Consider the following 23,183-nt stretch of genomic DNA (forward strand, 5'->3'; position numbering starts at 1 on the left):
GCTAAGCCCTCAGGTTGACAAGGACCGGGCCGACTCGGACGCCGTTCGAGCGCGCCAATGAGACCAGCGCATGCCCGGACGGTACCCCGGTGATGATGTCCGACACCGTCCACCGGGCACGCTCGATTCGCCGTACGCTGAAACCCGAGGTCTCGCTCTGGCTTCGTCCGTCCGGCATGCCGAAACTGTTGTAGTTCGTGCCAGAGGACGCACTGCGATTGATCGTCGTCTGATTCACGTACTGGTCGCCGAACCACCGAGAGAATACGTCGGCGTCCTGCGGATCGATCCCACCAAAGACCGCCTTGCAGCCAGTCGACCCGAAGACCGTGGCGCGCACCTCGATCGGGAAGTCTGACATCGTCTGCGACAGCAGCACCATGCCGGCGTTGTTGGACCGTAGTTTCTGAACACCTCGGGCCACATAGTCGTCGACGAACCGGCCCGCCTCGTCGATCACCAGCGCCTTGAAGATCGACCGATCCGTCTCGGACGAGGAGGTGATCTGAACGAACTGGGAGACCACCAGCCGGGCCAGAATCCTCGAAGCGTCCGGGTACTCCGCCTCCGGTAGCGCAACCCTGACCCGAACGGGGCGATTTAGGTCACGCATCTGGAACGTCGGTCCCGGGTGATCGAGGAGCTTGCGCAACGCCGGACGGTCGAGCAGCGCGAATCGTTCGACCAGACTCGCAGCAGGATCCGTCGTCCGCTGGGTCTGAGCCCGTCGGGTGTCCAGGAGCGCCTTCATCTCCTTTGCCCCCGCGCCCTTGAGCCTCTCCTTGACCCGGTCAATCGACGCATGCTCGGCCCTCAGCAGTCCGAGTAACTCCGGCACGGTCGGCCACCGCTCGAACGCTGTCTCGAAAGGTGCGAGGCACGCATAGAGCGCATTTTTCGACGCGTCGATGAAATACGCCTTGTCATCGCTGACCTGCGGCGGCAGCAACGCGGAGGCGAGCCGGTCGGCGGCAACGTCGGCGGTGCGCGACCCACCGAACAGACTGAACCCGCAGCTCGGCTTCAACGGATCGATCGTCACATCGAACCAGCCATCGTAGGCGAAGTCGGTCGATTTCGGATCGACGACGACCATGCTCGCCTGACCTGTCAGAGCCGCGAGCGACAGGTGCTCAACGATAGGTGTGGCGATGCCGCGAGTCTTACCCGATCCGGGCGGCCCGATGACCAACATGGAGGTTCTCAGCACGTCCAGATCGATGCCGAAGTCTCCGGTGATGTCGATCTCGCTCCGATGGTCCAGAACGACCTCGCCTAGTCTGACCTGTCCAGCGAGCAGGTTGTGTCGTGCGAATCTAGTGCCGGGTAGGTTGCGCTGCTGCGACGGGTGAACCAACGCTCCGCTGCGATCTCGCCCGATCGCCTCGGCGAGTCGATCCAGCTGCCCTGGGTTTGCGCCCGACTGCCGAAGAGCGAATGCGATCCGCGCACGATCCACGTCACCGAAGTCAGCCGCCTGTGCCAAGTCGTCCAGCTGATCGGCGAGTTCCGGGTGCGATGCCCGAATCGATTCCCACGGTTGAGCGCGCGGTTGCTGCGCAGGCTGCGTGCCCCCGGAATCGGCAGGCCGGGCTATGGCGCCCGCGATTGCGGCCAACTTCTTCTTCAGGGCTTCGAGTTGCTTGCGGCGTCTGTTCATGATCCGGTGTTCTGAATGTACTGCTCAAGGGCGGTGATGCGATCGGCTACGGACGGGTGATTCGAATACACGGCGCCACGCCAGCCGGCGGCGCGTCTAGCGACGTCCTCACCCTGCGCCTGCAGGTCGTACAAGAAGGTGACAGTGTCGCGGGCGTATCCGAGATCCGCGGCGACCAGATCGGCCATCAGTTCGCCTCGCCTGCTGAACCATGCCAAGGGTATGGGAACGAGGAATGGCAGCAGCGAGTAGACAGCCCAGCCCCAACCGCGGTCGAAAACCAGTGAGTTGAGGATCAAACCGCCGACGGCGAGGGCCACGAATCCACTGACCAAGCACCCAAGAGCAGGAATCTGCGCGCCCAGCTTGAACAAGCCGCGCACGAGAACAACGACCAGGCGCCCCGGCAGCGCGTACCAGAAGGCGACCAACGACGCCCACGGATGGCCGCCTCGGTGGTGTCCGAGTTCATGAGCCAATACGGCCTGAAGCTGTCGCGGCGGCAGGCTGTTGAGAGTCCATCTGGTCACCGCGATCGTCCGGCCGGCCATCGCAAGGCCGTTGATATTGTCGGACTCCTCGACCCACAAGTTGTAGTACTGCGGATTCACGTTGACGCGGGCACAGACAGCACGCCAAGCGACGTCCAGTTTCTGCTGTTCCAGCAGCGTTGGCTTTCGAAGACGGAAGAGGTACTTCGCGAGGTAGTTCTCCGTCGGCGGCCACAAGATCAACAACCCCGACAGGATCCAGATCACGAGTACGAGCACGACCGGGAAGCCGTCGAAGATCATCGACGAAATCGACGAGACGACGCCAACGCTCCACAGAACCCAGGGAATGCCGAGCAGCAATTCCGCGGCCGAAGGCACGGAGAAGCGCGGCCCCTGAGCGGGGCGAGGAGTCGATGGGGTCGAGTCAGCCGACGAGAAGGAGCCCGGAGCGTGGTCAGGAGCATCGGGAGCACCACCCCCGTTCTGCTGAGAGGGCGGTTGCCAGTCATCTGCCGAGAAGGATCCCGGCCTGTAGTCGTGGTCGTCAGATCCGCTCATCGGATGCCCTCGACCCACCAGACGGCTGCACTGTTCAGAATCCTTTCGCTCCCTTGCACGAGACGATATTCGTCACGCGTTTCCCCGACGTCCTCGCTCAGTACAGTGACACGTGCACGTGGTCGTAGTGGCCACCGGTCGCATCCGTCGGATTGTAGACGCCGCCTCCGTTGTATTCGCGCCATTGGCCGGTTCGCGCACTCCAGATTCTTCCGTACCAGATGATGTACCGCACGCCTGTTCGATCGGCCGTCTGAATCGTCCAGTTGGCGATCTGGTCACCTTTGGCCCGCGCCGCAGCCAACTTCCGCCCATCCCCTCCGACGAAGAGATCACAAGCCTTGCCCAGCGGATGATCACTGGTCGGGTTCCACAGGTGTGCATCCCAGCAGGACATGGTGGGGCGTTGGAGGGCAGCCTGGGCGGCACGCACCCAGGCGGCGGTCCGCGGCGTCACCATGCCACCGGTGCCTGTCGGATCTGGCACAGACTGTTGCTCGGTCGGCCAGTTTCCTGCAATCGGACGACCATTGATCAGCCCGCCGCCGCATTGAGCGTTCGCAGGTGCGGCAGTCAGGGGCGCAACCGTCGTAACCGGTCGCGGGCCACTCCGCCCGGCGTACGGATCGCCAGCGCGGTTCAGATCGATCCCGGCCTCCTCGGCGATCTCGCGGGCGGTGTCCTCGTGCCGCGCGTAGGCGTCAGGAAATGCCGACACCTGCACGGCCTGTGCCACCACCGTGTACGGCATGGAGTCCCAACCATCGATGTCGACGAGGCCTGGAGGGCTTGGCGGATTCACACCGCCGAAGAAGGCCTCGGCCGAATACACCGGGTCCAGGATCTGTTGGACCGTACCCCAACCGGCCGACGGTCGTTGCTGGAACAGCCCCACCGAGTCACGATCGCCGTAGGTGAGGTTCTGCAATTGCGATTCCTGCAACGCCGTCATCAGAGCCACCAGAGTCGCTTGTCCGGGGAGCCCGCGGTCAGCCGCCACCTTGTCGATGATCCTGGCGTAGGAGATCTGAACAACACGCAACGGTCCACGGATCTGCGGATCGTTGGCTCCGCCCGGTGCTCCCGGCGGACAAGCAGCACTGACCTGATCGCCTCTGGCTCCGAACGGGGCAAGCATCACCACGACCATCAGGACGACAAACGCCCCGACGGCTGCGACCTTGGTGACAAGTCCGCCGGCGCTGCCTAAACCAGCAGCATCCGCCAGATCTCTGGCGCTATACATCGCGCCCGACCGTTCCCCCGGTCACGGGCCTGTCCCACCGTTGACGGCACTCACGAGCCAGCGATCTCCGTCGGGAATCACCGTGACGAGTAAGGGAAGGTCGAACTTGCTGGCGCGCTTTCCTGTGGTTGCCACCTTGACTGTGACAAGGCGGGTGATCCGAGTTGGTGTGTCGACCGGCGCCACGTCCGGACGTGGCGCTACAACGGTCACGGAAACCACCTTCGACGTGCCCCCGTCGGCCGCCAACGCCTCGTATGTCGCGTCGCCGGCGCTCGAGAAACTCGAGGCCAGCTCGGATGTCGTGAATTGTTCCGCCCGGTCGACGAGTTGCTCATAGGTTTCGTTCGTAGGTGTACGCGCGTAGAACAGCTTCGCCCAATTCGTCGCCGTCTCATTTGCCGACGCTGTTTCAGACGCACCCGGTCGTTGCGTCTGGATCGGCGGCGTCGACAGTGAGGACGTTGCGCGGGGGCTGTCGGTCGACGTACCAGTTTGTGTCGGCGCAGGAGGGTTTGTCCCCTCGACTGCGCCCGGCGTCAGCAGGCCGACCGGCTCCTGCCCATTTTCATCTCCGCCCAGCAGGCGCGGAAGCCCACCTCCGATCCCCAGGACGACGACTGCCAGCAGGATGATCACCGCGATCACACCGAGCGGGCTGGCCGGCTCACTTCTGCGTTGTTCACGCAACATCGCGCGCTGCCGCGCCGCGTCATCACGTTTCCGCTGGCGACGTGAACGACGATCGGTGCCCTCCTCCCCGGAACCGCTCATCCACGGGTCATCACCATCGGACGAACCTCGCCGCTTTCCCTCCCCGCGCCGTGACCCTGGGCCCACGTGGGATCACCGCCCACCTGGGGATCGGTGGCTGGTGGGCCCGCTGCTACGCGCGGCGGAGTACTCGCGAAAGCGCCGCTGAGAACCGACCGGCTTGCGAGTCTCCCGAGCGATCTTGGCCGGGCCTTCCCTGAGACTGGCCGAATGAACGTGCCGTCTGGGCTCGTAGTGTCCCTGCCGGAGCTGAGCCGCCGCGCTGGATGCCTTTGCATGCCGTCCGGAGCTTCGCTCCGTCGAGTTCTTGCTTGATCCAACCGTCGGCTTGCTCGGTTCGAAGGTGCCGCCCTGATAGACATCTCTCGATCGACGGTTCGACGACGGTTTGGCCTTGCCAAGCACCGGAGCCACCACGTCGCCGGGTTGGCCCGCCGACTCGCGGCGGTCACCCGGCCGCCTGGTCACCGTTCCACCGATACCAGGCCTGGTCATTTCGCCCGCCTTGGCGGACCTTCCGCTGTTGCTCGTCGACTTGTCCGACTGTGCATCGGTCTGCTGACCGCGGCCAAAGCCGGGCGTGGGCATCGTTCGATATACGCGGTTGGTCTCGACCCGCCCGCCAGCTTCGTCCACCTTGCCGGAGCCCTTCCCTCGCTCACCCTGGCGCTCGGCAGTAGATGGAGCCGAACCACGGCTACGAATTGCCGTGACCACCCGGCGCATCGCCTGCACGGCACCGCGACGGGCGTACGAGCCCATCATCATGCTGCCAACCCCCGGCCGCATCATCGTCGTCAGTGACTCGAGCAACCGCCGCAGCCTGAACGCAGCGATCAGCACTACCAACGCGAGGCCGGTCACAGGCAACCAACCGAGGCTCTGGCTGAGGCCGAAGACTGCCGTAAGCAAGGAGAGGGCGACCCCGAAGACGAGCATCGCGGCGACAGACTGCAAGACCAATCCAAGGAGCGCTTCGAGCCAGTTCATTCCCCATTGCCGCGATCGCCCAGGAATGATGAACAAGCACGCGAAAACCACACCGACGACGAGCATCACCAAGCAACCGACAAACGCCATCAACGCAGTCGCCGCCAGTCCGATATTTAGAAAGGCAAACAGGGATGCAGCGACGGCCGCGATGATCAGTACACCGATTCGACCGAAGGGGTTCTCCCCCTTCGCCCATTTCACCGTTGGTGCATCTCCTCCCCCCTCGCCCTTGGCGACGTCGTTCTTGATGTAGTCCATCCGCTGGCTACCGTCGATCCCTGTGTCGAGCATCCCCTTGCCGTAGCGGCCGCATGCCTCCAGGGAACCGAATTCCGCGATGCACCAAGGCGTGACAGCGAAGCCGCGCCAGGCGGCATCACCGGACTTCCTCAGCATCGTGTCTCGGGCTGTGCCCGGAAATGCTGGCTCAGGCATCTCGAACGGCGTTTTGAGAGTCGTACCGACGACCTGTCCGGACGCACCCATGACAGTCTGAGCACCGACCTGGCGGGCGCCGTCGACCCCCTTGAGCCAAGTCGCGGGTCCTACCGCCAGGCTGATCGCCAGCAGAGCGGCTGCGAAGACCCAGACCAGTTGTCCGAGGGCCGTACCACTCGACTTGCGCTGAACGTAGGCCGCGATCGCACCCAGGGCGAGCGCCGATGGCAGCAGCCATCCGGTGAGTTGCGTGCTGACGTCCCCGATCGCGTGCGATGTTGCATCCATCAGCGGCCGGATGTCCGTGAAGGAGAAAAGCCACCATCCGATCGCGATCGCCGCACGGGTGGCAGCGACGATGTACAGCATCAGCATCTGTGCGAACGAGTTGAACACAGGACGGAACGGATCGCTGAAGCTTCCCTCGAAGTCGAGGCTGTAAGCCATCGGGTTGTACTGCTCGAACAGCGTCCGTGTATCACCATGAGTGAGATCGGGCGCCGGCAGCAGATCGCCGAATCCTGTCGGTGTGGTCGGCTGCTGCGGGTCCGCCGCGAGCGCGACCTGTGTGGTGATGATGGTGGAGATGGTGAGCACGAAGAGCGCCGTGCGGAGGCGGCGCGGCCAGGTCATGCGACGTGCTCTTTCTTGCCGGTGGGTGGGCGGTCGCCGCCTGGCGGGTCTTCGGGGGTGGGGTGGTACATGGCCTCGTTGTAGGCGGCTTCGTCGGCTTCTTGGTCGTAGACCTCGTCGGGGCCGATGGGCTCGTCGTAGCGAGGGGGGTGGTGGGGGCGGTCCTGGCCGTTGGGCGGTGTTGGGGTTGGGGCGGTGCCGTTTTGGTGGGGTGCCAAGGAGGGGTCTGGGGCGGGGGGTGTGGTGGCGGTGGGGTGTTGGCCGTTGGTGTGGGGGGCGGAGGGCTGGTGGTCCGCCGGGGTGGCCGGAGGCGTTGCGGGTGCGTGGGCCGGGGTGGGGCCGACAGCCGGGGCCGCCTGGGGGTGTGCTGCCGCAGGGACCTGGGGGTCAGGCGCAGCGGTGCCGTAGGTGTGAGCCGGAGCGGCACCCTCGGCGTCGGCCGCGGGGAGAGCCTGGGCGTCACTCGCAACGGTGCCCTCGACGTACGGCGGAGCAGCGGCCTGGGCGTCAGCCGGGACGGCGTACTGGGCCGGGGGCTGGGCGTGAGCCGGAGCAGAGCCCTGGGCGTCAGGCGGAACGGCGTACTGGGCGTGAGCCGGAGCAGAGCCCTGAGCGTCGGCCGGAACCGAGTGCTGGGTGTGAGCAGGTGCGGTGCCCTCAGCGGAGGCGGAGTCCTGGGGGTGAGCCAGGGCGACCTCCTCGGCGGGGGCCGGGGGCTGGGCGTGGGTCGGCGCATAGCCCTGGGCGTTGGCTGGGGCTGGGGTGTGGGGGTGGAGGTTGGCCTGGGCTGTGGCGGCGGGTTCTAGGTAGTCGTCTTCGAACTCGTCGTCGTCGGCGAAGGGGTCTGGTTCTTCGTAGGGCAGGAGGATGGGTTGGGTTGGTTCTTGGTCGTGTTCGGATTCGGGGGTGGTGCGTAGGAGTTCGGCGACCCGCTGGCTGGGGATGTCGATCTGGACTGTGGCTACCTCGTCCCAGCGGTCGCGCATGATGCAGTGGCCGTGGCGGATGCTTTTGCCGTTGGCGGCGGTGTTGATGCCGCGGACCAGGGTCTGGTACGGCGGGGTCTGCGGCCGGCCCAGCAACTCCAGCAGAGAGTCGACCTGTTCGCGGGAACGCAGGCTGAAGGCGAACAGGGTGGTGATCTGCTCGACCAGGCCGGGCAGCTTCAGGATCGACGCCGGGTCCTGGGTGTCGAGGACGAGGGATGCGCCGAGGGCACGGCCGACGCGGGCGATGTAGTCGAGGAAGGAAGCGCCGTCCGGGGTCTTGGTGAGCAGGTGGACCTCGGGCACGATGACGACCTTGGAGCGGCCACGGAACTCCCGGCGGCCGGTCGTACGGACCATCCAGGCGAGGCAGCCGCGGAGGCAGGCCATGCCGACGCGTTCGATCGGGGACCACGACTCGGGTGCGGACTCCGGTGACGGCAGGGTCAGGCCGGGCATCTGCACGACCCACAGGCCCGGGTTGGTGGTCAACGAAGACAGACCCGAGGGCGGGCCAGCCACGACCGAACCGAGGCCGGTCTCCACCAGGTCGCGCAGGGCGAACCCGACCGTCCGGGTGGTCTCGGATTCGGAGGCGCAGAGTCGCTGGATGACGCCCCACGACGACGGGTCGGGCGACTGGATCTCGGCCCGCGTCGCCGCGACGACCGGCGCTTCGGCCGCACCGCGCAGATGCGGGGGAAGCAGCAACATCAACTGAGAAGGTGCCTGCAGCAACGCATCGTCGACGGGCAGCACCCGCAGCAGGTCGGCCGCGCCGGAGAACTGGGCGGTGATCTCGATGACAGCAGTGGGTACGCCGTACTCCGCCGCTACCGCGGACACGCCGGCCGCGTCACCCTTCAGATCCAGCAGCGGAACCCAGGCACCCGCGAACGCGGAATCCAGGCCGCCCAGCATCGCGGCGGTCGTCTTGCCTCGACCCGAACGGCCGAGGAACAAGGTCGTCGTCGCGTCACCGAGAGCCGAACCGGCGGCCGCGTCGAACCGGACCAGCCCGGGAGTCGAGCCGGTCAGATACCCGATCGAGGGTCCGGTCGCGTCGCCGATCGAGGCGCCGCCCCAGAACCACGAACCGAAGAAGGCGGTCGACTCGCGTACGTGACCGAGATCCGGCACCCGGAGCTGGTCACCCGGCAGCGATTCGAGCCACAGGTCGCGTTGTTCGTCGGCGCCCGCCGCGACGGTGATACCGCGGTCGGCGTAGTGCGCGACGACGGCGTCGACGTACGTCTCCAGGTCCTCGCGGGTGTCGGCGCTGACCAGCAGCCGCGGATGGTCCTCGACCAGGGTGAGGCCGCTGCGGTTGATGTCGCGCTTGACCTCGCGCATGATCCGTTCGGTCTCGACGATCTCGTCGGCGGTCTCCTCCGCTGTCCCCTTCGCGGCGGACCGGCGCTGTTCCTTCGCGCTCTTGCGGGTCTCGTCGACCAGGTGCCGCGCGGTCTTCTTGGTCAGCACGCGAAAACGGACGGACGCCTCGACGGTCACGTCGATCTCGTCGCCGTCGTCGTCGATCGCCTTGATCTCGGACAGCGTGCGGAGCCACTCCCCCGGACCCGGGGTCTCGAGCTCCTCGGGGAAGTCCGTCATCGCCAGCACCGTCGTGAACGCCGCGATCTGGCCGCGGGTGTCGAAGATGCGCAGGTGGTCGGTGTAGGGCACGACTCGTCCGGCCGTGAGGCGGGCCAGCGAGGCGCCGGTGATCAGACCGCGCCGGGGTGCCGCCACGGCACCGCGGTGCATCTCGCGGCTGACCAGCCAGGAGATCACCTCGGCCGGAGCCGTGTGGGCGCGCCAGACGGTCGAGCCGAGCTGACGGGCGAGCTTGCGGACGCGTTCGTCCAGGTGGGTGAGTTCGCGCGCGCTAACCCGCCAGGACGTGGTCCCGAGGGCGTCGCTGATCGAGCCGCGGACCTGGGCGGTCGCCCGCGGATCGCGGTCGCTGAGGTGGACGCCGAGCGCGACGTACCGCTCGGGCATCCGCATCTCGTCGATCCGGTCCCCGCGGGTCTGCGCCCAGGCCTCGTGATCACCGAGCCGGTAGTGGCCGGCGACGCTGTCGAGGTAGTCCTGACCGGTGGAACGTCCCCAGACCACCTTCAGGTGGCAGAGCCGGTCGCCGAGGATGGTCGCTGCGGCGCTGACCGCGGCGTCCAGAGCGGCGTCCTGTTCGGCCTCGGTGGCCAGGTCGGTGTTCGCGACCGAGATCAGGTACCACGCCTCGGCGCTGCGCTCCGTCACCAGCAGGCCGTCGGCGATCGCCACCAGGCGTGGTGGCGGCAGGCCGCGTTCGCGACCGACCCCGACCAGGTTCAGGAGCTTGTCAGCGATCTTCATCCGTGCCTCTTCCCAGACGTCCGGCGACTCACCCTTTGCACGTGGTCCGCCCCCAGCAGACGAGCCCGCTGGCTCACCGTGATGTCCGCACCCGCACGGACCTGGGGGTCGAGTTCGACCACGGCCTCGCGGTCCCATTCCGGGGTCACCCTGGCCTTCGCCAGGTTGGCCACCTTCTGGGTCGCGACGCGCTCACGCCATGGCAGGTACTCCGTCTTGTCGGCGGCCCGGGCGCCGAGTCCGATGATCGGGCGGTGGGCGCGCAACGCATAGCGGACGGCCAGCGCCCACTCGGTCACGCGGCGGCGGCGTTCGTGGTGCTTCCCGGCCCGCCAGCCGAACGCGGTGATCACGAACGGCGGTACGACGTACAGGCTGACGGTGGGTTTCTTCGGTACCCCGATGAACGGGATGAGCAAGGCCACCCAGAGCAGGATGATCACCACACCGAAGATGATCATCCGCCGACGGGCGCCTTCGCCGAGGTCGATGCCGAGCAGGTCGTACTGCCGGGTCTCGATCTCGAAGTGGTGGGTCAGGGTCCGGCCGACGCGCATTCAGCTACCTCCGGAGAGCAATCCCCAAAAGCCCTTGAGCACGTTGATGGTCTGATTGTTGGCATAGATCAGGCCACCGACGAGCACACCGGCCGCGATGTGGCCGAACAGCTCACCCCACTCGCGCTTGAAGTAGTGGCCGATGGCGCGCAGCACGAGGATGGCGATGAAGATGTTCCCCGCGATGACCAGGACCCAGTCCTTGAAGTCCGCGCCGGTCGGGACGTTGGGGTCGGCCAGCGGCGCGGCGAGCTCCACCACGCTCGCCAGCAGTTGGTGAGTCGTCATCATTGCGGTGTCTCCCTTGTTGCTCCAGTCGTCCGACGGCAGTGTGCAGTAATCATCCGACCCCTGCCACCTGCCACCGTTGTGCTCCGTCGGCGGCGACGGTTCGCCGTAACGTGAGCGAGTAGGTCTGGTCGAGGGTGGTGTCCCCCGTCCCGTCCCAGGTGACGGACGCGGTTGCCCGGCGTTCGTCATCGTTACCGGTGAAGACCTGCCAGTCCTTCAGTTGGTCGAGCTTGACCGCGCCGTTCAGGCTGCGAATGGTCGCACCCGGCGCGGTCACCGCGGCGACCTTGATATCGGACTCGGCATACGCGCTGAAGAAGGCCTCCGCGTCCTTCAGCGTGGCCGCGGTCAGGTCGTCGTCGGGGACGCCGGCCTCCGGCATGTTGTCGGGCAGCGCCACCCGCTCGTCCGGGACGAACGTCGGCGGGCCGCTGGCGACGACCCGCGAAGACGTCCGCACCACCGGTACGGAGACGCGCTGCCAGGAATATTCGCCGCCGCTCCAGCCGCGGCCCTGCTTGGTGAACGGGCGCACCTGCACCCGTACGTCGACGACCGCCGTCACGCCGCTGTCGCCGACCTTGACCTCACCCGGGTACGCCGCGTTCGCGGTCTGCTTGCCGCGACCGTTCCACCCGGCCCTTGCGTCCAATCCCGCGGCCAGATCCAGACCGACCTGCGCGGGCCGGCGATCCGGATTGTCCTCGTCCCAGTTGAGATAGGACACCGCGTACCGCGTGGCGACCGCGCGGGCCTCGTCGGACGGGAAACCGGACTGGCCCGTCACCACTGTGGACGGCGCCGTGTTCGGCCGGACCCAGGACCGCACACCACTGGCCGCAGCCAACAACAGGACCGCGACGACGAGACCGCGGAAGAATCGCCGGGCCCAGGTGGAGAACGAGGACTCGGGCTCGGTCGACCACGGCGGATGCTGGTTCGGCTCCACCGGACCACGTGGCGGCTGGGGTGCCGCGTGGGCCCCGTGGGGTGACCGTTGCCGGAGTCGCTCGGGTGGTCGCGGACCGGTCGATTCCGGCGGATTCGCAGTACGAGCGTTTGATTGCTGTGGCCGGCGGGGAGGAGCCATCACAGTGCTGGAAGTCGGCGGAGGATCGCTGTACTGCGCGGCTACACCCTGTGCTTGCCGAGGGGTCGGCGACACCGGGCCGTCGGGGTGCTGCCACCACTCCGGTGCGGTGTTCTGCGGGCGCCCACGGCCCGTCTTCTTCTGACGCCGCTGGTCCGACCAGTGCTCACCTTTTGGCGGCAGGTTCAACAACGTTCGCCACCAACTCATCGCCTACCCGCCCCTCAGACAGCAGTTACGCGGACAGTAGCCGGGAGGATACGGCAAGCGACTGACCACCGGGAGACCTGAGACCAGGATCCGGATGCTCCATCGCAGCCCGCAGCCATACTGTTACCCGCTCCACGGGCAGATGCACCCTTCAGTCCGAAGCGTGACACTGTCGGCACCCTCGCCATAGCTCCTCTCTCCCGCCCGGCCGGGTTCGGCCAGGCAGCGCACACCATGCCATACGCGACGGACAGGTTCGAAAATCCGTGCGAACAACATGGTAAAGAACGCATCAACCTGATCACAGATAGTAACCGACTTCAGCGTCCGGCCTGTGGAAAACTCTGTCGTGGCGTGGGGTCAAAGTTTGCTTCCGGGTCCGGGGAGCTAGGTTCTTGGTGACTTGCAACGCTCGTGGGCAGATCCCTGGAGGGACAGGCATGGAGACTCGTCGGCTGGGCAGACTCGGGCACCAGAGTTCCGTACTGATTTACGGCGCCGCCGCCTTGGGTGCGGTGGATCAGGACCGGGCGGACGCCTCGATCCAGGAGGCGCTGGACGCCGGGATCAACCACTTCGACGTCGCCGCGGACTACGGCGAGGCCGAGCAGCGGCTGGGCCCCCGGATGGGTGAGATCCGGGACCGCATCTTCCTGGCCACCAAGACCGGGCGCCGGACATATGACGAAGCGTGGTCGGAAATCAACCGCTCGCTTGAACGGCTGCGGACCGACCGGATCGATCTGATCCAGATGCATGCGGTGTGCGACCTGGAGAACCTCGACCTGGTCACCGGCAAAGGTGGTTCGCTCGAGGCGGCGATCCGGGCCAAGGAGGAGGGCATGGTCGCCGCGATCGGGATCACCGGGCACACCGCGCAGGCGCCGGCCGTGCATACCGAGGGTTTGCGCCGGTTCGACTTCGACTCGGTGCTGACGCCGCTGAACTACCGGCTCGCCAAGGACCCGCAGTACGCGGCCGACTACGCGGCGCTGGTCGAGGCGATCAAGGCCTCGGACGCGGCGCTGATGACGATCAAGATGATCGCCCGGCGGAACTGGCAGGAAGGCGAGGAGAAGCCGTACGACACCTGGTACCGGCCGTTCGACGAGCAGCGCTACATCACGGCGGCGACGGCCTGGTTGCTGAACGGGCATCCGGAGATCACCGGGCTGGCGACGGCGGGTGAGACCAGGTTGCTCCAGCAGATGATCACCGCCGAGAAGGAGCGGGCCGAGCTGAGCGCTGAAGACGCGGCCGCCATTCTCGACGAGGTCCAGGACTACAGCTCACCGTTCGTGGCGATGCCCTTCTGAGCCGACGCGGAGAGCTGGGCCAGGGGGTACGGACGGCGCACGGGCCGGGGGGCGGGAACACTGGGCGGGCCGGCGCTGTTGGATTCTTCGTATTCCCTAATCTTCGGAGGTCGTAGTGGCAACGGTCGAGCTGTCCCAGCAGAACTTCGACAAGGTCGTCGGTTCCGACGGGCTCGTCCTGGTGGACTTCTGGGCGGAGTGGTGTGGTCCGTGCAAGATGTTCGGGCCGGTGTTCGAGAAGTCGTCGGAGACGCACACCGACATCACCTTCGGCAAGGTGGACACCGAGGACCAGGTCGAGCTGGCGCAGGCGTTCCAGATCCGGTCCATCCCGACCCTGATGGCGGTCCGCGACGGCGTCGTCCTGTACTCCCAGCCGGGCGCGCTGCCGGCCGCGGCGCTGGAGGACCTGATCGGTCAGCTCCGCGCGGTGGACATGGACGAGGTCCGCGCCCAGATCGCTGCCCACGAGGCCGAACACGGCACCGAGCCCCACACCCACTGAGCAGCCCGAAAGCGGCGCGCCACCCGGCAGCTCCCGGGCGACGCGCCGCTTCGCTGTGCCTGGATCGGTCAGGTGGGGCCGCAGGCGGATTCGTAGTGGCCTTCTTGGAGGTTCATGATCCGCTGGGCGAGGCGGAGCCGGTCCCGGTCCGTGGGAATGTGCCGGTCGCGGGTGATCAGCTCGATGAGCTCGGCCCGGTTCTCGGTGGACAGCCGGGGCCAGGCGCGTTCGGCGAGCTTGAGACCGTGGTACTGCTCGTTGCCGGTCCGCGAGTCGACGATGGCCGACCGAAGCACGTCAGCACTGACCAGCGCGCTGTCCCCCTCCATCAGACCGAGAGCGAGCACGCGCATCACCGGAGAGCCGTCCACGAACATCCGCTGCACCTCGGCCGGATCGAACTTCCGGGCGGTCGCGAGCGCGGTGGCCTGGGCGACGAGTTTGTCCAGCAGCCGCTTCCGAGTCTCCAGTAGCTCCGGCCCGGTCAGTTCGCCGTAGATGTAGGCGTACGTCTCCAGGTCGCGCGCGATACCGGTCTCGTCCAGCAGCGCAGCGGTCTTCGGTGCACCAAGATCCGCCACCTGCTGAGTGAACTGGAAGTCGAACCCTTCCGGAGTAACGGAGAATCCGGTCAGCCGATCAACAACGGCCGGCAACACGAGCAGAATCGCGCCAACGATCAACGCGGTCGTACTGACGCTGCCCTCATCGCGGAACACGACCAGGATCGCCCCGACCAGCAACGCGCCGCCCGCGGCCAGACTGCACCCCCGGGCGATCACGCCGACCCACTCGGCCGTCCCCCTGGGCATCACGATGGTGCTCATCATTCCCCCGCAGACAAAGTCGGTGGTTCCATCTGGTCCAGCGTCTCCCCAGCTTCATGGCCCTGTACGTCGTCCGGCATCCGCACCTCGTACGACCAGTACCTGCCGGTCGGATCCTCCACCAGGGATGGAGTTCTGAGCGCGGCACCGGCCGGATCGGTTGACGGACCGCCGGACGGATCGGGCGCCGGGAAGGATCCGGGGAGGTCGGGCCGACCTTCCAGCCACTGACGGGCGAAGTCGTTGAGCAACCGATCGGCCGCCTCAGGCAGGTCGGCGCGTGGCAGCTGACGTTCCAGCCAGTCCATCGCCTCCCGGATCCGGTGATCCAGCACCTGGTCCGCGCCGTGCCAGAAGCCGGCCGGCCCGTCCCGGTTCACGCCCACCAGAATCGCGGCCAGCAGCAGCTGCGTGGCTTTCCACAGCCCACCGCGGTCCAGGTACCGCGAATCGCAGAGGCTGAGTTTGAGCGGATCGGACAGCCGGCTGAAGACGGGTGTCGACGGCAACGCCGGGCACGGAGCCACGGCGATCAGCCACGAACCGGAGTGCCGCCTCGCCCCCGCCATCTCCGGATCGGCCCGCCGGTATTCGAAGTACCGCGACCCGAGGGTCAGCCCGTGATCACCCACGAACGATGCCCGGTCCCGCCCGCTCCACCAGATCCCGGCGGCGGTGAGCTCCAGATAGAACTCGGCCAGTGCGTCCTCGGTCTCGGGCAGCGGATGCGGGATGGCCGCCTCCCAATCGAGCAGCACCGCCTTCGCGTACGCCCGTACTGCGTGCCGCAGTGGCGTGGGACCTTCCGCGAGCAACCGGCGGACGAGATCGAGCGGCGGCTCGTCCTCGGCCGCAGTGTCCGGCACCGCCTCGATGAAGTGCTGAACACCGGGAGCCGGTTTGGCCGGCCCGGGCTCGGGCCTGGCGGGAACAGCGATCCCACCAGGACCGAGGCCGGTGGCCAGGTAGGCGCGGCGGACGGTCTCGCGGATCCCGTCGAGCGAGTCGAACGCGAGCTCGGTGCCGTCCGGGTCGAAGAATCCGTCCTGGAACGAGGCCCGGGCAGCCCGCAGGCCGGTAGTGATCCGGCCGAGCGGAATCGGTTCGAGGTCCGGGACGCTCAGGAACACCGTCGTCTCGGCCTCCGTCATCAGGTCGGTACGGCGGATCTCGGGTGCACTGCGGGAGGCGAACGCGACCCCGTCGTACACGGCCCACGCATCGATGAACCAGGGCGTCGTCGTCACTTCCACTGGTAGCCCCTTCCGTGCAGCGTGACGATCCGGTGCCGGACCCCGTACACGGCGAGCTGCTTGCTGATCCAGGTACGCCGGTGGAGCCAGTCCTGTTCGACCTGGGTCAACGGGATGCCGCGGGACTGACGCGCCCGGAGCGACATCTCGATGGCGGTCTCGTCGGGCGACTCGCGGACCTCCTCAATCCCACGCGGTTCGAAGGAGTGGTCGAGGTGGACCTCGATGAACTCCTGGTCGCGCAGCAAGGCGTCGGAGATGGTTCCACTCGTCACGAGCCGGAGGTTGTGCCCGAGCTCGGGCAGGACGCGGAGCACGGCCATGTCGATCCGGTCGGTGTCCCAGTCGCCGCGCAGAGCGTCCAGCCGTTCCTTCGTCAGCGGCAGGCTCTTCAGCGGTTCGAGGTCGATGTCGAAGGAGTCGCGGTCGAGCAGGCCCGCATTCTGGCCGACCTGGTTGAGCTTCAGCACCATGCAGTACTCGCCGTAGAAGCGGACTCCGGCGCCACCGAGAGCGGCCGCACCGAAGTACGTCTGCTTGCCAAGCCCGAGGGCGTCGTCCACCCGTTGGCGGACTTCGCACGGCTCTCGGGGCACACCGCCGATCGCGGGCCGCTCGTAGAGGTTCTTGTACGCGTTGTCCCGCAGGACGATGTACAACGAGAACGCGGTGATGTTGACGACCGTTCGCAGGCCGTTCTCGTCGTCCTCGAGAACCTGGCGAACGACGCCGGCGTTGCCGCCGGCGAACCCGATGCCCTCGTTGTCGGCGACCCACTGAGCCAGGCGGACGGACCACGGCGACGCGTTGAAGTAGTTCTCGTCGAAACCAAACGGATATAAGCCCATTCCGCCCGAAGCCCCCCTCGGCGAATCCACCCCTGGATGGAGCTGATCATCCTCGCGGACCCCGGTTACGGCAAGTCATCGTGCCCAACCGACACGCACCAGAGAGCGTGGCTGCCCCGGGTCTTGCGCCGTGCAGGGACGGCGACCGGGGGGGCCACGCTCTCGCCTCGTCAGGTCCCCCGACTGACGCGGCTGACCCGCCACAGGGAGCGGGGGTTCAGGAGGATCAGCGCAGCGGGCTGAACGGGGCCAGCTCGTCCGGCGTACGGCCGGTGGTCATCTGCTCGGCCAGCAGCTGGCCGGTGATCGGGCCGAGGGTGATGCCCCACATGCCGTGCCCGCCGGCGGCGAAGACTCGCGGCGACGAGGTGGCGCCGATCAGCGGCAGGCCGTCCGGGGTGCACGGACGCGGACCGACCCACTCGAAGGTGCGGGCGTCCAGGTCGGCGTCGCGGAGCAGCGGGCGGGCGGCCTCGACGATGGCGTCGATCCGGCGCGGGTCGAGCTTGGCGTCGGGCTTGCGGAACTCCATCATCCCGGCGACCCGGAGCCGGTCGCCGAGCGGCGTGCAGGCGACCCGCTGGGCCGGGAAGTACACCGGGCCGGCCGGGACGTGGGCGATCGGCACGCTGAAGCTGTAGCCGCGGCCAGCCTGGACTACGGTCCGTACGCCGAACTCGCGGGCCAGCTTGCCGAGCCAGGCGCCGGTGGCCAGCACCACCGCGTCGTACGACTCACTCACGCCGTCGGAGGTGACCACGCGGACGTCGCGGATCCCGTCGACGACATCGTTGACGGCGACGCCGGTGCGCAACCGGCCGCCGCGGGCGACGACCGAGTCGGCCAGCACCTGGACGTACGCGCCCGGGTTGATGAACCGCTGGCCGTGCAGCCGGATCGCGGCGCCGATCTCGTCGGACAGCGACGGCTCGATCTCGCGGGCGTCGTCACCGGTGATCGGCTCGAACTCGATGTCCTGACCGGCCGCGTGGATCTGCTCGATCTCCTCCAGCAGCACCGACCGCTCTTCGACGGTCCGGTAGGCGGCCAGGAACGACTTGGCCTCGTACGTCTCGGCCTCGACGCCGGCCTTGCCGAGGAAGTCGAACGCGGTCAGCGCCTGCCGGTTGATCGGCACCAGCGCGTCCATCGCGGTCTTCCAGCGTCCGGCGGTGCTGTTGCGAGCGAAGCGGGTCAGGAACGACAACAGCCGCGGGCTCGCCGTCGGCGGCACGTAGACCGGCGAGGAGGGGCTCAGCACCGCACGGACGCCGTACTTGAGCACAGCCGGTTCGGGCAGCGGGGTGGCGAGGCCGGGAGTGAGCCAGCCCGCGTTACCCCAGGACGCGCCGGCGGCGACGCCCTCACGGTCGATCACGGTCACCTCGATGCCGCGTTCCTGGAGGAACCAGGCGGTGGCGAGGCCGACCATGCCGGCGCCGACCACGGCAACCTTGTCGGGGACGACGTGAGTACTCTGCGCGAAAGAACCAGCTGCGGTCATGTATCGATGGTCGGTCGGGCTGAGGCGACTGTCATGGTGCGATCGCACCAAGGATGGCCTTAATGAGAGTGCTCTGCGCACAATAACCTCATGATCACCGCGCCTGACCTGGTCGTCGCCGTCGGCCCTGCCCTGTTCGAAGTGGTCGTCACCGGCAAGGGTGACGGCGAGGTCCGGGACGTGTTCCTGGCCGAACCGCAGGAGCCCGGCACCGGACAGCCCGGTGACCTCGTCCTCGGACTCGGCCTGCGCAACGCGGAGGAGGCGGTCGAGCTGCTGGAGCGGTCCGCTGCAGGCAACGCGTCAGGTGTTGTACTACGAACCGGGCTGGCGCGGGACCCAGCAGTCGTGGCCACGGCCGAACGGTGGCTGCTCACCCTGATCGCGCTGCAGCCGAGTGTGACCTGGGCGCATGTGGTGTGGTTGCTGCGCGGTGTCATCGACCGGGCGGCCGCACCCAACTCCCCCGCTGCCGGGGACGCCGGAGTACACCAGGAGCTGTTCGCCCTCGCCGACGCCGCCGCCGCGATCGTGGACGCGCCGGTGACGATCGAGGACAACCAGTCGCGCGTGCTGGCGTACTCCTCCCAGCACAGCCTCTCCGACGCCGACCCGGCCCGCGTATCGACGATCGTCGGCCGCCGGGTCCCTGCCGAGGTCATCGCGCACTACCGCGCCCGTGGGGTGTTCCGGCGGCTGGCACGGTCGAGTGAACCGTTCCTGGTGCCGCCGGGGCCCAACGTGCGCCCCCGGCTCGTCGTACCGGTCCGGGCTGGCGGGGAATGGCTCGGGTCGATCTGGGCGATGGTGGACGGCCCCGTCAGCGACGACGTGACCGCGGAGCTAAGCAACGCGGCGTCTGTACTCGCACTGCATCTACTGCGCATCCGGGCTCAAGCAGACGTTGCACGGCGCAGCGCGATTGACCGTCTGCGCACTGTGTTGCGGCAGTTCTCCCCCGACTCCCCTGTCGACGTACGGCTGCCACCAGCGCCGTGGCGGGTGGTCGCCCTCGCTTCGCCCAGCGGGTACGACGTACCGCAGGAGCTGGATCTGTGGGAGTCGACCGGTCGCCGGTACGGGTGGAGTGAACCCCTCCTGGCAGACCTGGACGGCACAGTGCTCGCAGTCGTGTCGGACGACCGCGACGGCCCCGGTTCGTGGCGCTGGTTGCGCAAGCTGATCGCTGACCAGGCCAAAGACTCCCCTGGTACCGCCGCAGTGGCCGGTGGGCTCGCGCGTTACCCCGCGGACCTCCCCAGTTCCCGGGCCGAGGCGGTCGAACTACTAGGACTCGTACGCCGCGGAGTCGCCCAGGGCCCCGTACTACGGGTCGAGCAGGCGTGGCACATCCTCACAGTGCACAGAGCAGTCACGTCCCTCGACACCACGAAGATGGACGGACCACTGGCCACGTTGCTGCGGCACGACATCGAGCACGACACCGGGTACGTCGAAACGCTGCAGGCGTGGCTCGACTATCCCGGCCAACCACAACGGGCGGCCAAGGAACTCCACCTGCACACGAACACCCTGCGGCACCGGATGCGCCGGATCGGCGAGATCGCGGACCTGGACCTGTCCGAGCCGCGTGAACGCCTCGCGTTGCAACTGCAGATCGCCGCGGTCCGCACCGAACACTGAACCAGTTCAGTCACTGGTTCGGTCAAAACCCCATCAAGACAGGAAAAAGGGTCACAAACGTCCAGCTGACGTTGAGATCTTCACCACAGCGCCAAGTAACAAGGCTTCATATTCCGGCAACGGTTGAGCAACATCCGCCTGGAAAAGTACTGCTCAGAAGGAACGAGGTTCCACCGCTCGCACAAGCCGCGGGATCTCCTCCCAGGACTGTCCCAGCCTTTCACCAGGAGGCTGGGGCGCCGTCCCAGCCTTTCACCAGGAGGCTGGGGCGGGTGGTCCGAGCTTTTCACCAGGAAGCTCGGCCCAAAGCGTGTGGCCCGGCGGTTGTCTGAGCGATCGCCGGGCCACAGCGCTGTCTCCGGGCAAAAACTCAGGGCCCAAAACGCTCAGGGCCAAAGCGCTCAGGCCAGCCGGTTGACGATCGCACCGTAGACAGCAGGCAGCCGAGCGGCGGCCGGCACGATCCGGGGAGCGAGCAACGACCTGTTCCGGGCCCAGAGCAACGAAGCGGTCAGGAACCGGCACTCCCAGGACACCCGCCGCCAGGCCGCCTCGTACGAAGCCGCATCGTCCCGCTCGACACAGCGCACGAGTTCGGCCGACGTCCGCAACGCCACCGCGATCCCCTCCCCTGTCAGCGCATCGACGTACCCGGCCGCGTCACCCACCAACAGCACCCGCCCCGCCACCCGCCGCCGGACGACCTGCCGCAACGGTCCCGCCCCCATCACGGACGACGCGGCCTCCGCCTCCCCCAGCCGCTGCCGCAGCCGCGGAAAGGCGTCGAGATGTGAGTCGAAGGAACCGCGGGCCGAGGTGAGGATCGCAACCCCGACCACGTCATCGGAGACCGGAGTCACGTACGCCTCACCCAACGCGGACCAGTAGACCTCGACGAGATCAGTCCAAGGCCGAATCGAGTAATGCCGGCGCAGCCCCCGCCGGACGTCTCCGGCACGGCCGGCCAGGGAGAGTTGGCGGCGGATCGGCGAATGAAGACCGTCAGCCGCAGCCAGATACCGTGCAGTGAGTCCGGCCGCCGTGACGGAGGCGCTGTTCTGTACGACGGCGCCAACCCGATCCCGAATCACCGGAACGCCAAGAGAACACAACCGCTCATGCAAAGCCCGATGCAACGTCGTTCGCCGTACGCCCAGTCCCGGGCCGGCGCGAAAACGGGCGTCAACCGAAAAACGACCATCAAGATAACGAATGCCGTAAAACGGCCGCCCGTCCAACGAAACACCCAGCCGCTCGAGATACGAAGCCGCACTGTGCGCGATCCCCTCACCACACGCCTTGTCGATCGGCGCCTCCCGCGGCTCGATCACGACCACCTCGAGCCCGGCGAGCGCGGCCCGGATCGCCGTCGCCGCACCCGCGGGACCGCCACCGGCGACCAGGAGATCGATCACTTCGCCGGCGCCGCGCCCAGTACGGTGGCCAGCGCCGCCTCCTCGGCCCGGATCCGGACCGCCAGCAGCGGAACGTTCAGCACCGTGAACACCAGCGCCGTGATCCACGCCGTGTGAACCAACGGCAACGCGATCCCCTCCAGGACCACCGCGACGTAGTTGGGGTGCCTCACCCACCGATAAGGGCCAGCGGCAACCAATGACAACCCCGGTACGACGATCACCCGGGTGTTCCACTGCCGGCCGAGCACCGTGATGCACCACCAGCGCAGTCCCTGCGCGAGCACGACCACCGCCAGCATCACGAAACCGAGCCAAGGTACGAACGGCCGATCCGCCACGATCGCCTCGACCAGACACCCCGCGAGCAACCCGGTGTGCAGCACCACCATGAACGGGTAATGCCCCTTGCCCGACTCGACCCCACCCTGCGCGAAACTCCACGCCGCATTGCGCAGCGACACCACCAGCTCGGCCACCCGTTCGAACCCGACCAGCAGCACGAGACCGGCGTACAGCCACAACGATCCAGCCATCACCACTCCAGCAGGACGAGTTCGGAACAGAAGCCAGGCCCCATCGCCAACAGCAACCCCATCCCCGTAGGATCCAGCCGCAGGGTGTCACCGAGCACGTGCAGCACCGACGAGGACGACAAGTTGCCCACGGCGTCGAGCGATCGCCAGGTCAGCTCCAACGCACCCGGCCGCAGCTCCAAAGTCTCGGACACCGCCTCCAGCACCTTCGGCCCACCCGGATGACTCACCCACGTCCCGATCTCCGGCACCGTCAGCCCGTGCATAGCCAGAAACGCCTGCACGTCCCCACCCAGATACTTCCGTACGACGTCCGGCACGTCCGCCCCGAGCACGATCCGGAAACCACCCGACCCGACGTCCCACCCCATCACCCGCTCGGACTCCGGATACAACCGGCTCCGTGTCGCCACCACGGACGGCCCAGCGGCCGGAACCTCGGATCCCGTCATCACCACCGCAGCCGCGCCGTCGCCGAACAACGCCCCGCCGACCAGATTCGGCAGCGAGGCGTCATCCCGCTGCAGCGTCAGCGAGCACAGCTCCACCGACAACAGAACAGCCACGTGCGTTGGCCAGGCCTTCAAGTAGTCATGCACCCGCGCGATCCCGGCCGCCCCACCGACACAGCCGAGCCCGAACAACGGCACCCGCTTCACGTCCTCCCGCAGCCCGAGCCGCAGCGCCACCCGCGCATCGATCGAAGGGGCCGCTATCCCGGTCACGGTCGTGAACATCAACAGGTCGACATCCTCGACCCCCAACCCGGCCGCCGCGAGCGCACCACTCACCGCCTCGGCACCGAGATCGACCGCCGTGGCGATCCACGCGTCGTTGGCCTCGCCGAAGTCCTTCAGTACGGCGTACTGCTCCAGCGGCAGGGCCAGGTGTCGATGGGAGACGCCCGCGTTCTCGTGCAGCCGCCGGAGCAGGGCGTGACCCTTGCCGTCGGGCAGGCAGATCGCGGCGAACGCGTCGGTGAGCTCCGACTGCGGATAGCGGTACGGCGGCAACGCGGCCTGCACCGCTGCGATCCGCGTCATC

The 23,183-nt window shown here is 67.5% G+C and carries 19 protein-coding genes; 3 read left to right on the top strand and 16 right to left on the bottom strand.

All coding sequences use genetic code 11. From position 1 onward, the window contains the following. Position 1: 1 nt before the first annotated feature. From EV643_RS27860 to EV643_RS27900, 9 genes are all read right to left on the bottom strand, one after another. Positions 2-1,660 (bottom strand): type IV secretory system conjugative DNA transfer family protein, encoded by a 1,659-nt coding sequence (locus EV643_RS27860; protein WP_133803120.1) that lies wholly within the window; start codon positions 1,658-1,660, stop codon positions 2-4. Further along, positions 1,657-2,532 carry a M48 family metalloprotease gene (locus EV643_RS27865; protein ID WP_166665604.1) on the bottom strand — a complete coding sequence of 292 codons (876 nt, stop codon included), beginning with the start codon at positions 2,530-2,532 and terminating at the stop codon, positions 1,657-1,659. Before EV643_RS27865 ends, EV643_RS27860 begins: the two co-directional genes overlap by 4 nt. Positions 2,533-2,809: 277 nt before the next feature. Next, positions 2,810-3,862, bottom strand: a complete 1,053-nt coding sequence (locus EV643_RS27870) for a VldE C-terminal domain-containing protein (RefSeq protein ID WP_133803122.1) — start codon at positions 3,860-3,862, stop codon at positions 2,810-2,812. Between the two features lie 117 nt (positions 3,863-3,979). After that, complete coding sequence (locus tag EV643_RS27875) at positions 3,980-4,732, bottom strand: hypothetical protein (protein ID WP_133803123.1); 753 nt, start codon at positions 4,730-4,732, stop codon at positions 3,980-3,982. Between the two features lie 72 nt (positions 4,733-4,804). Next, positions 4,805-6,796 (bottom strand): TrbL/VirB6 family protein, encoded by a 1,992-nt coding sequence (locus tag EV643_RS27880; protein WP_133803124.1) that lies wholly within the window; start codon positions 6,794-6,796, stop codon positions 4,805-4,807. Continuing rightward, the gene (locus EV643_RS27885) at positions 6,793-10,143 is read right to left on the bottom strand and encodes an ATP-binding protein (RefSeq protein ID WP_133803125.1); all 3,351 of its coding nucleotides are present in this window, start codon (positions 10,141-10,143) and stop codon (positions 6,793-6,795) included. The genes EV643_RS27880 and EV643_RS27885 overlap by 4 nt, the downstream gene beginning before the upstream one ends. Further along, a complete protein-coding gene (locus tag EV643_RS27890) occupies positions 10,140-10,700 on the bottom strand; it encodes a hypothetical protein (protein WP_133803126.1) in 561 nt (186 codons plus the stop codon). The genes EV643_RS27885 and EV643_RS27890 overlap by 4 nt, the downstream gene beginning before the upstream one ends. After that, positions 10,701-10,991: a hypothetical protein gene (locus tag EV643_RS27895; RefSeq protein ID WP_133803127.1), complete on the bottom strand. Its 291-nt coding sequence runs from the start codon at positions 10,989-10,991 to the stop codon at positions 10,701-10,703. A gap of 49 nt (positions 10,992-11,040) precedes the next feature. Next, the gene (locus EV643_RS27900) at positions 11,041-11,940 is read right to left on the bottom strand and encodes a conjugal transfer protein (RefSeq protein ID WP_166665605.1); all 900 of its coding nucleotides are present in this window, start codon (positions 11,938-11,940) and stop codon (positions 11,041-11,043) included. Between the two features lie 791 nt (positions 11,941-12,731). Between EV643_RS27900 and EV643_RS27905 the strand changes: the two genes are divergently transcribed. Further along, on the top strand, positions 12,732-13,607 hold the full coding sequence (locus EV643_RS27905) for an aldo/keto reductase (protein ID WP_133803129.1): 876 nt from the start codon (positions 12,732-12,734) through the stop codon (positions 13,605-13,607). Positions 13,608-13,722: 115 nt separating this feature from the next. Then, positions 13,723-14,112 carry a thioredoxin gene (trxA, locus tag EV643_RS27910; RefSeq protein ID WP_133803130.1) on the top strand — a complete coding sequence of 130 codons (390 nt, stop codon included), beginning with the start codon at positions 13,723-13,725 and terminating at the stop codon, positions 14,110-14,112. Between the two features lie 68 nt (positions 14,113-14,180). Here trxA and EV643_RS27915 read toward each other — a convergent pair whose 3' ends face one another. From EV643_RS27915 to EV643_RS27930, 4 genes are all read right to left on the bottom strand, one after another. Further along, on the bottom strand, positions 14,181-14,939 hold the full coding sequence (locus EV643_RS27915) for a hypothetical protein (protein WP_133803131.1): 759 nt from the start codon (positions 14,937-14,939) through the stop codon (positions 14,181-14,183). Continuing rightward, complete coding sequence (locus EV643_RS27920) at positions 14,939-16,192, bottom strand: hypothetical protein (protein WP_133803132.1); 1,254 nt, start codon at positions 16,190-16,192, stop codon at positions 14,939-14,941. Before EV643_RS27920 ends, EV643_RS27915 begins: the two co-directional genes overlap by 1 nt. Further along, a complete protein-coding gene (locus tag EV643_RS27925; RefSeq protein ID WP_133803133.1) occupies positions 16,183-17,040 on the bottom strand; it encodes a hypothetical protein in 858 nt (285 codons plus the stop codon). The genes EV643_RS27920 and EV643_RS27925 overlap by 10 nt, the downstream gene beginning before the upstream one ends. Positions 17,041-17,266: 226 nt before the next feature. Then, positions 17,267-18,544, bottom strand: a complete 1,278-nt coding sequence (locus EV643_RS27930) for an NAD(P)/FAD-dependent oxidoreductase (RefSeq protein WP_133803134.1) — start codon at positions 18,542-18,544, stop codon at positions 17,267-17,269. Positions 18,545-18,634: 90 nt separating this feature from the next. On the opposite strand from EV643_RS27930, the gene EV643_RS27935 reads away from it, so the two are divergent. Next, positions 18,635-20,188, top strand: coding sequence for a helix-turn-helix domain-containing protein (locus tag EV643_RS27935; RefSeq protein ID WP_133803135.1), 1,554 nt, complete (start codon positions 18,635-18,637; stop codon positions 20,186-20,188). Between the two features lie 401 nt (positions 20,189-20,589). Here the strand turns inward: EV643_RS27935 and EV643_RS27940 are convergent, their stop codons facing one another. Genes EV643_RS27940 through EV643_RS27950 form a run of 3 tightly spaced genes read right to left on the bottom strand, consistent with a single transcriptional unit; the run spans position 20,590 to position 23,182 of the window. Continuing rightward, the gene (locus EV643_RS27940; protein ID WP_133803136.1) at positions 20,590-21,603 is read right to left on the bottom strand and encodes an NAD(P)/FAD-dependent oxidoreductase; all 1,014 of its coding nucleotides are present in this window, start codon (positions 21,601-21,603) and stop codon (positions 20,590-20,592) included. After that, a complete protein-coding gene (locus tag EV643_RS27945; protein WP_133803137.1) occupies positions 21,600-22,139 on the bottom strand; it encodes an isoprenylcysteine carboxyl methyltransferase family protein in 540 nt (179 codons plus the stop codon). The genes EV643_RS27940 and EV643_RS27945 overlap by 4 nt, the downstream gene beginning before the upstream one ends. Further along, on the bottom strand, positions 22,139-23,182 hold the full coding sequence (locus EV643_RS27950) for a type III polyketide synthase (protein ID WP_133803138.1): 1,044 nt from the start codon (positions 23,180-23,182) through the stop codon (positions 22,139-22,141). Before EV643_RS27950 ends, EV643_RS27945 begins: the two co-directional genes overlap by 1 nt. Position 23,183 lies beyond the last annotated feature (1 nt).

Source organism: Kribbella caucasensis, from assembly GCF_004361855.1.
GTDB classification, from domain to species: domain Bacteria; phylum Actinomycetota; class Actinomycetes; order Propionibacteriales; family Kribbellaceae; genus Kribbella; species Kribbella caucasensis.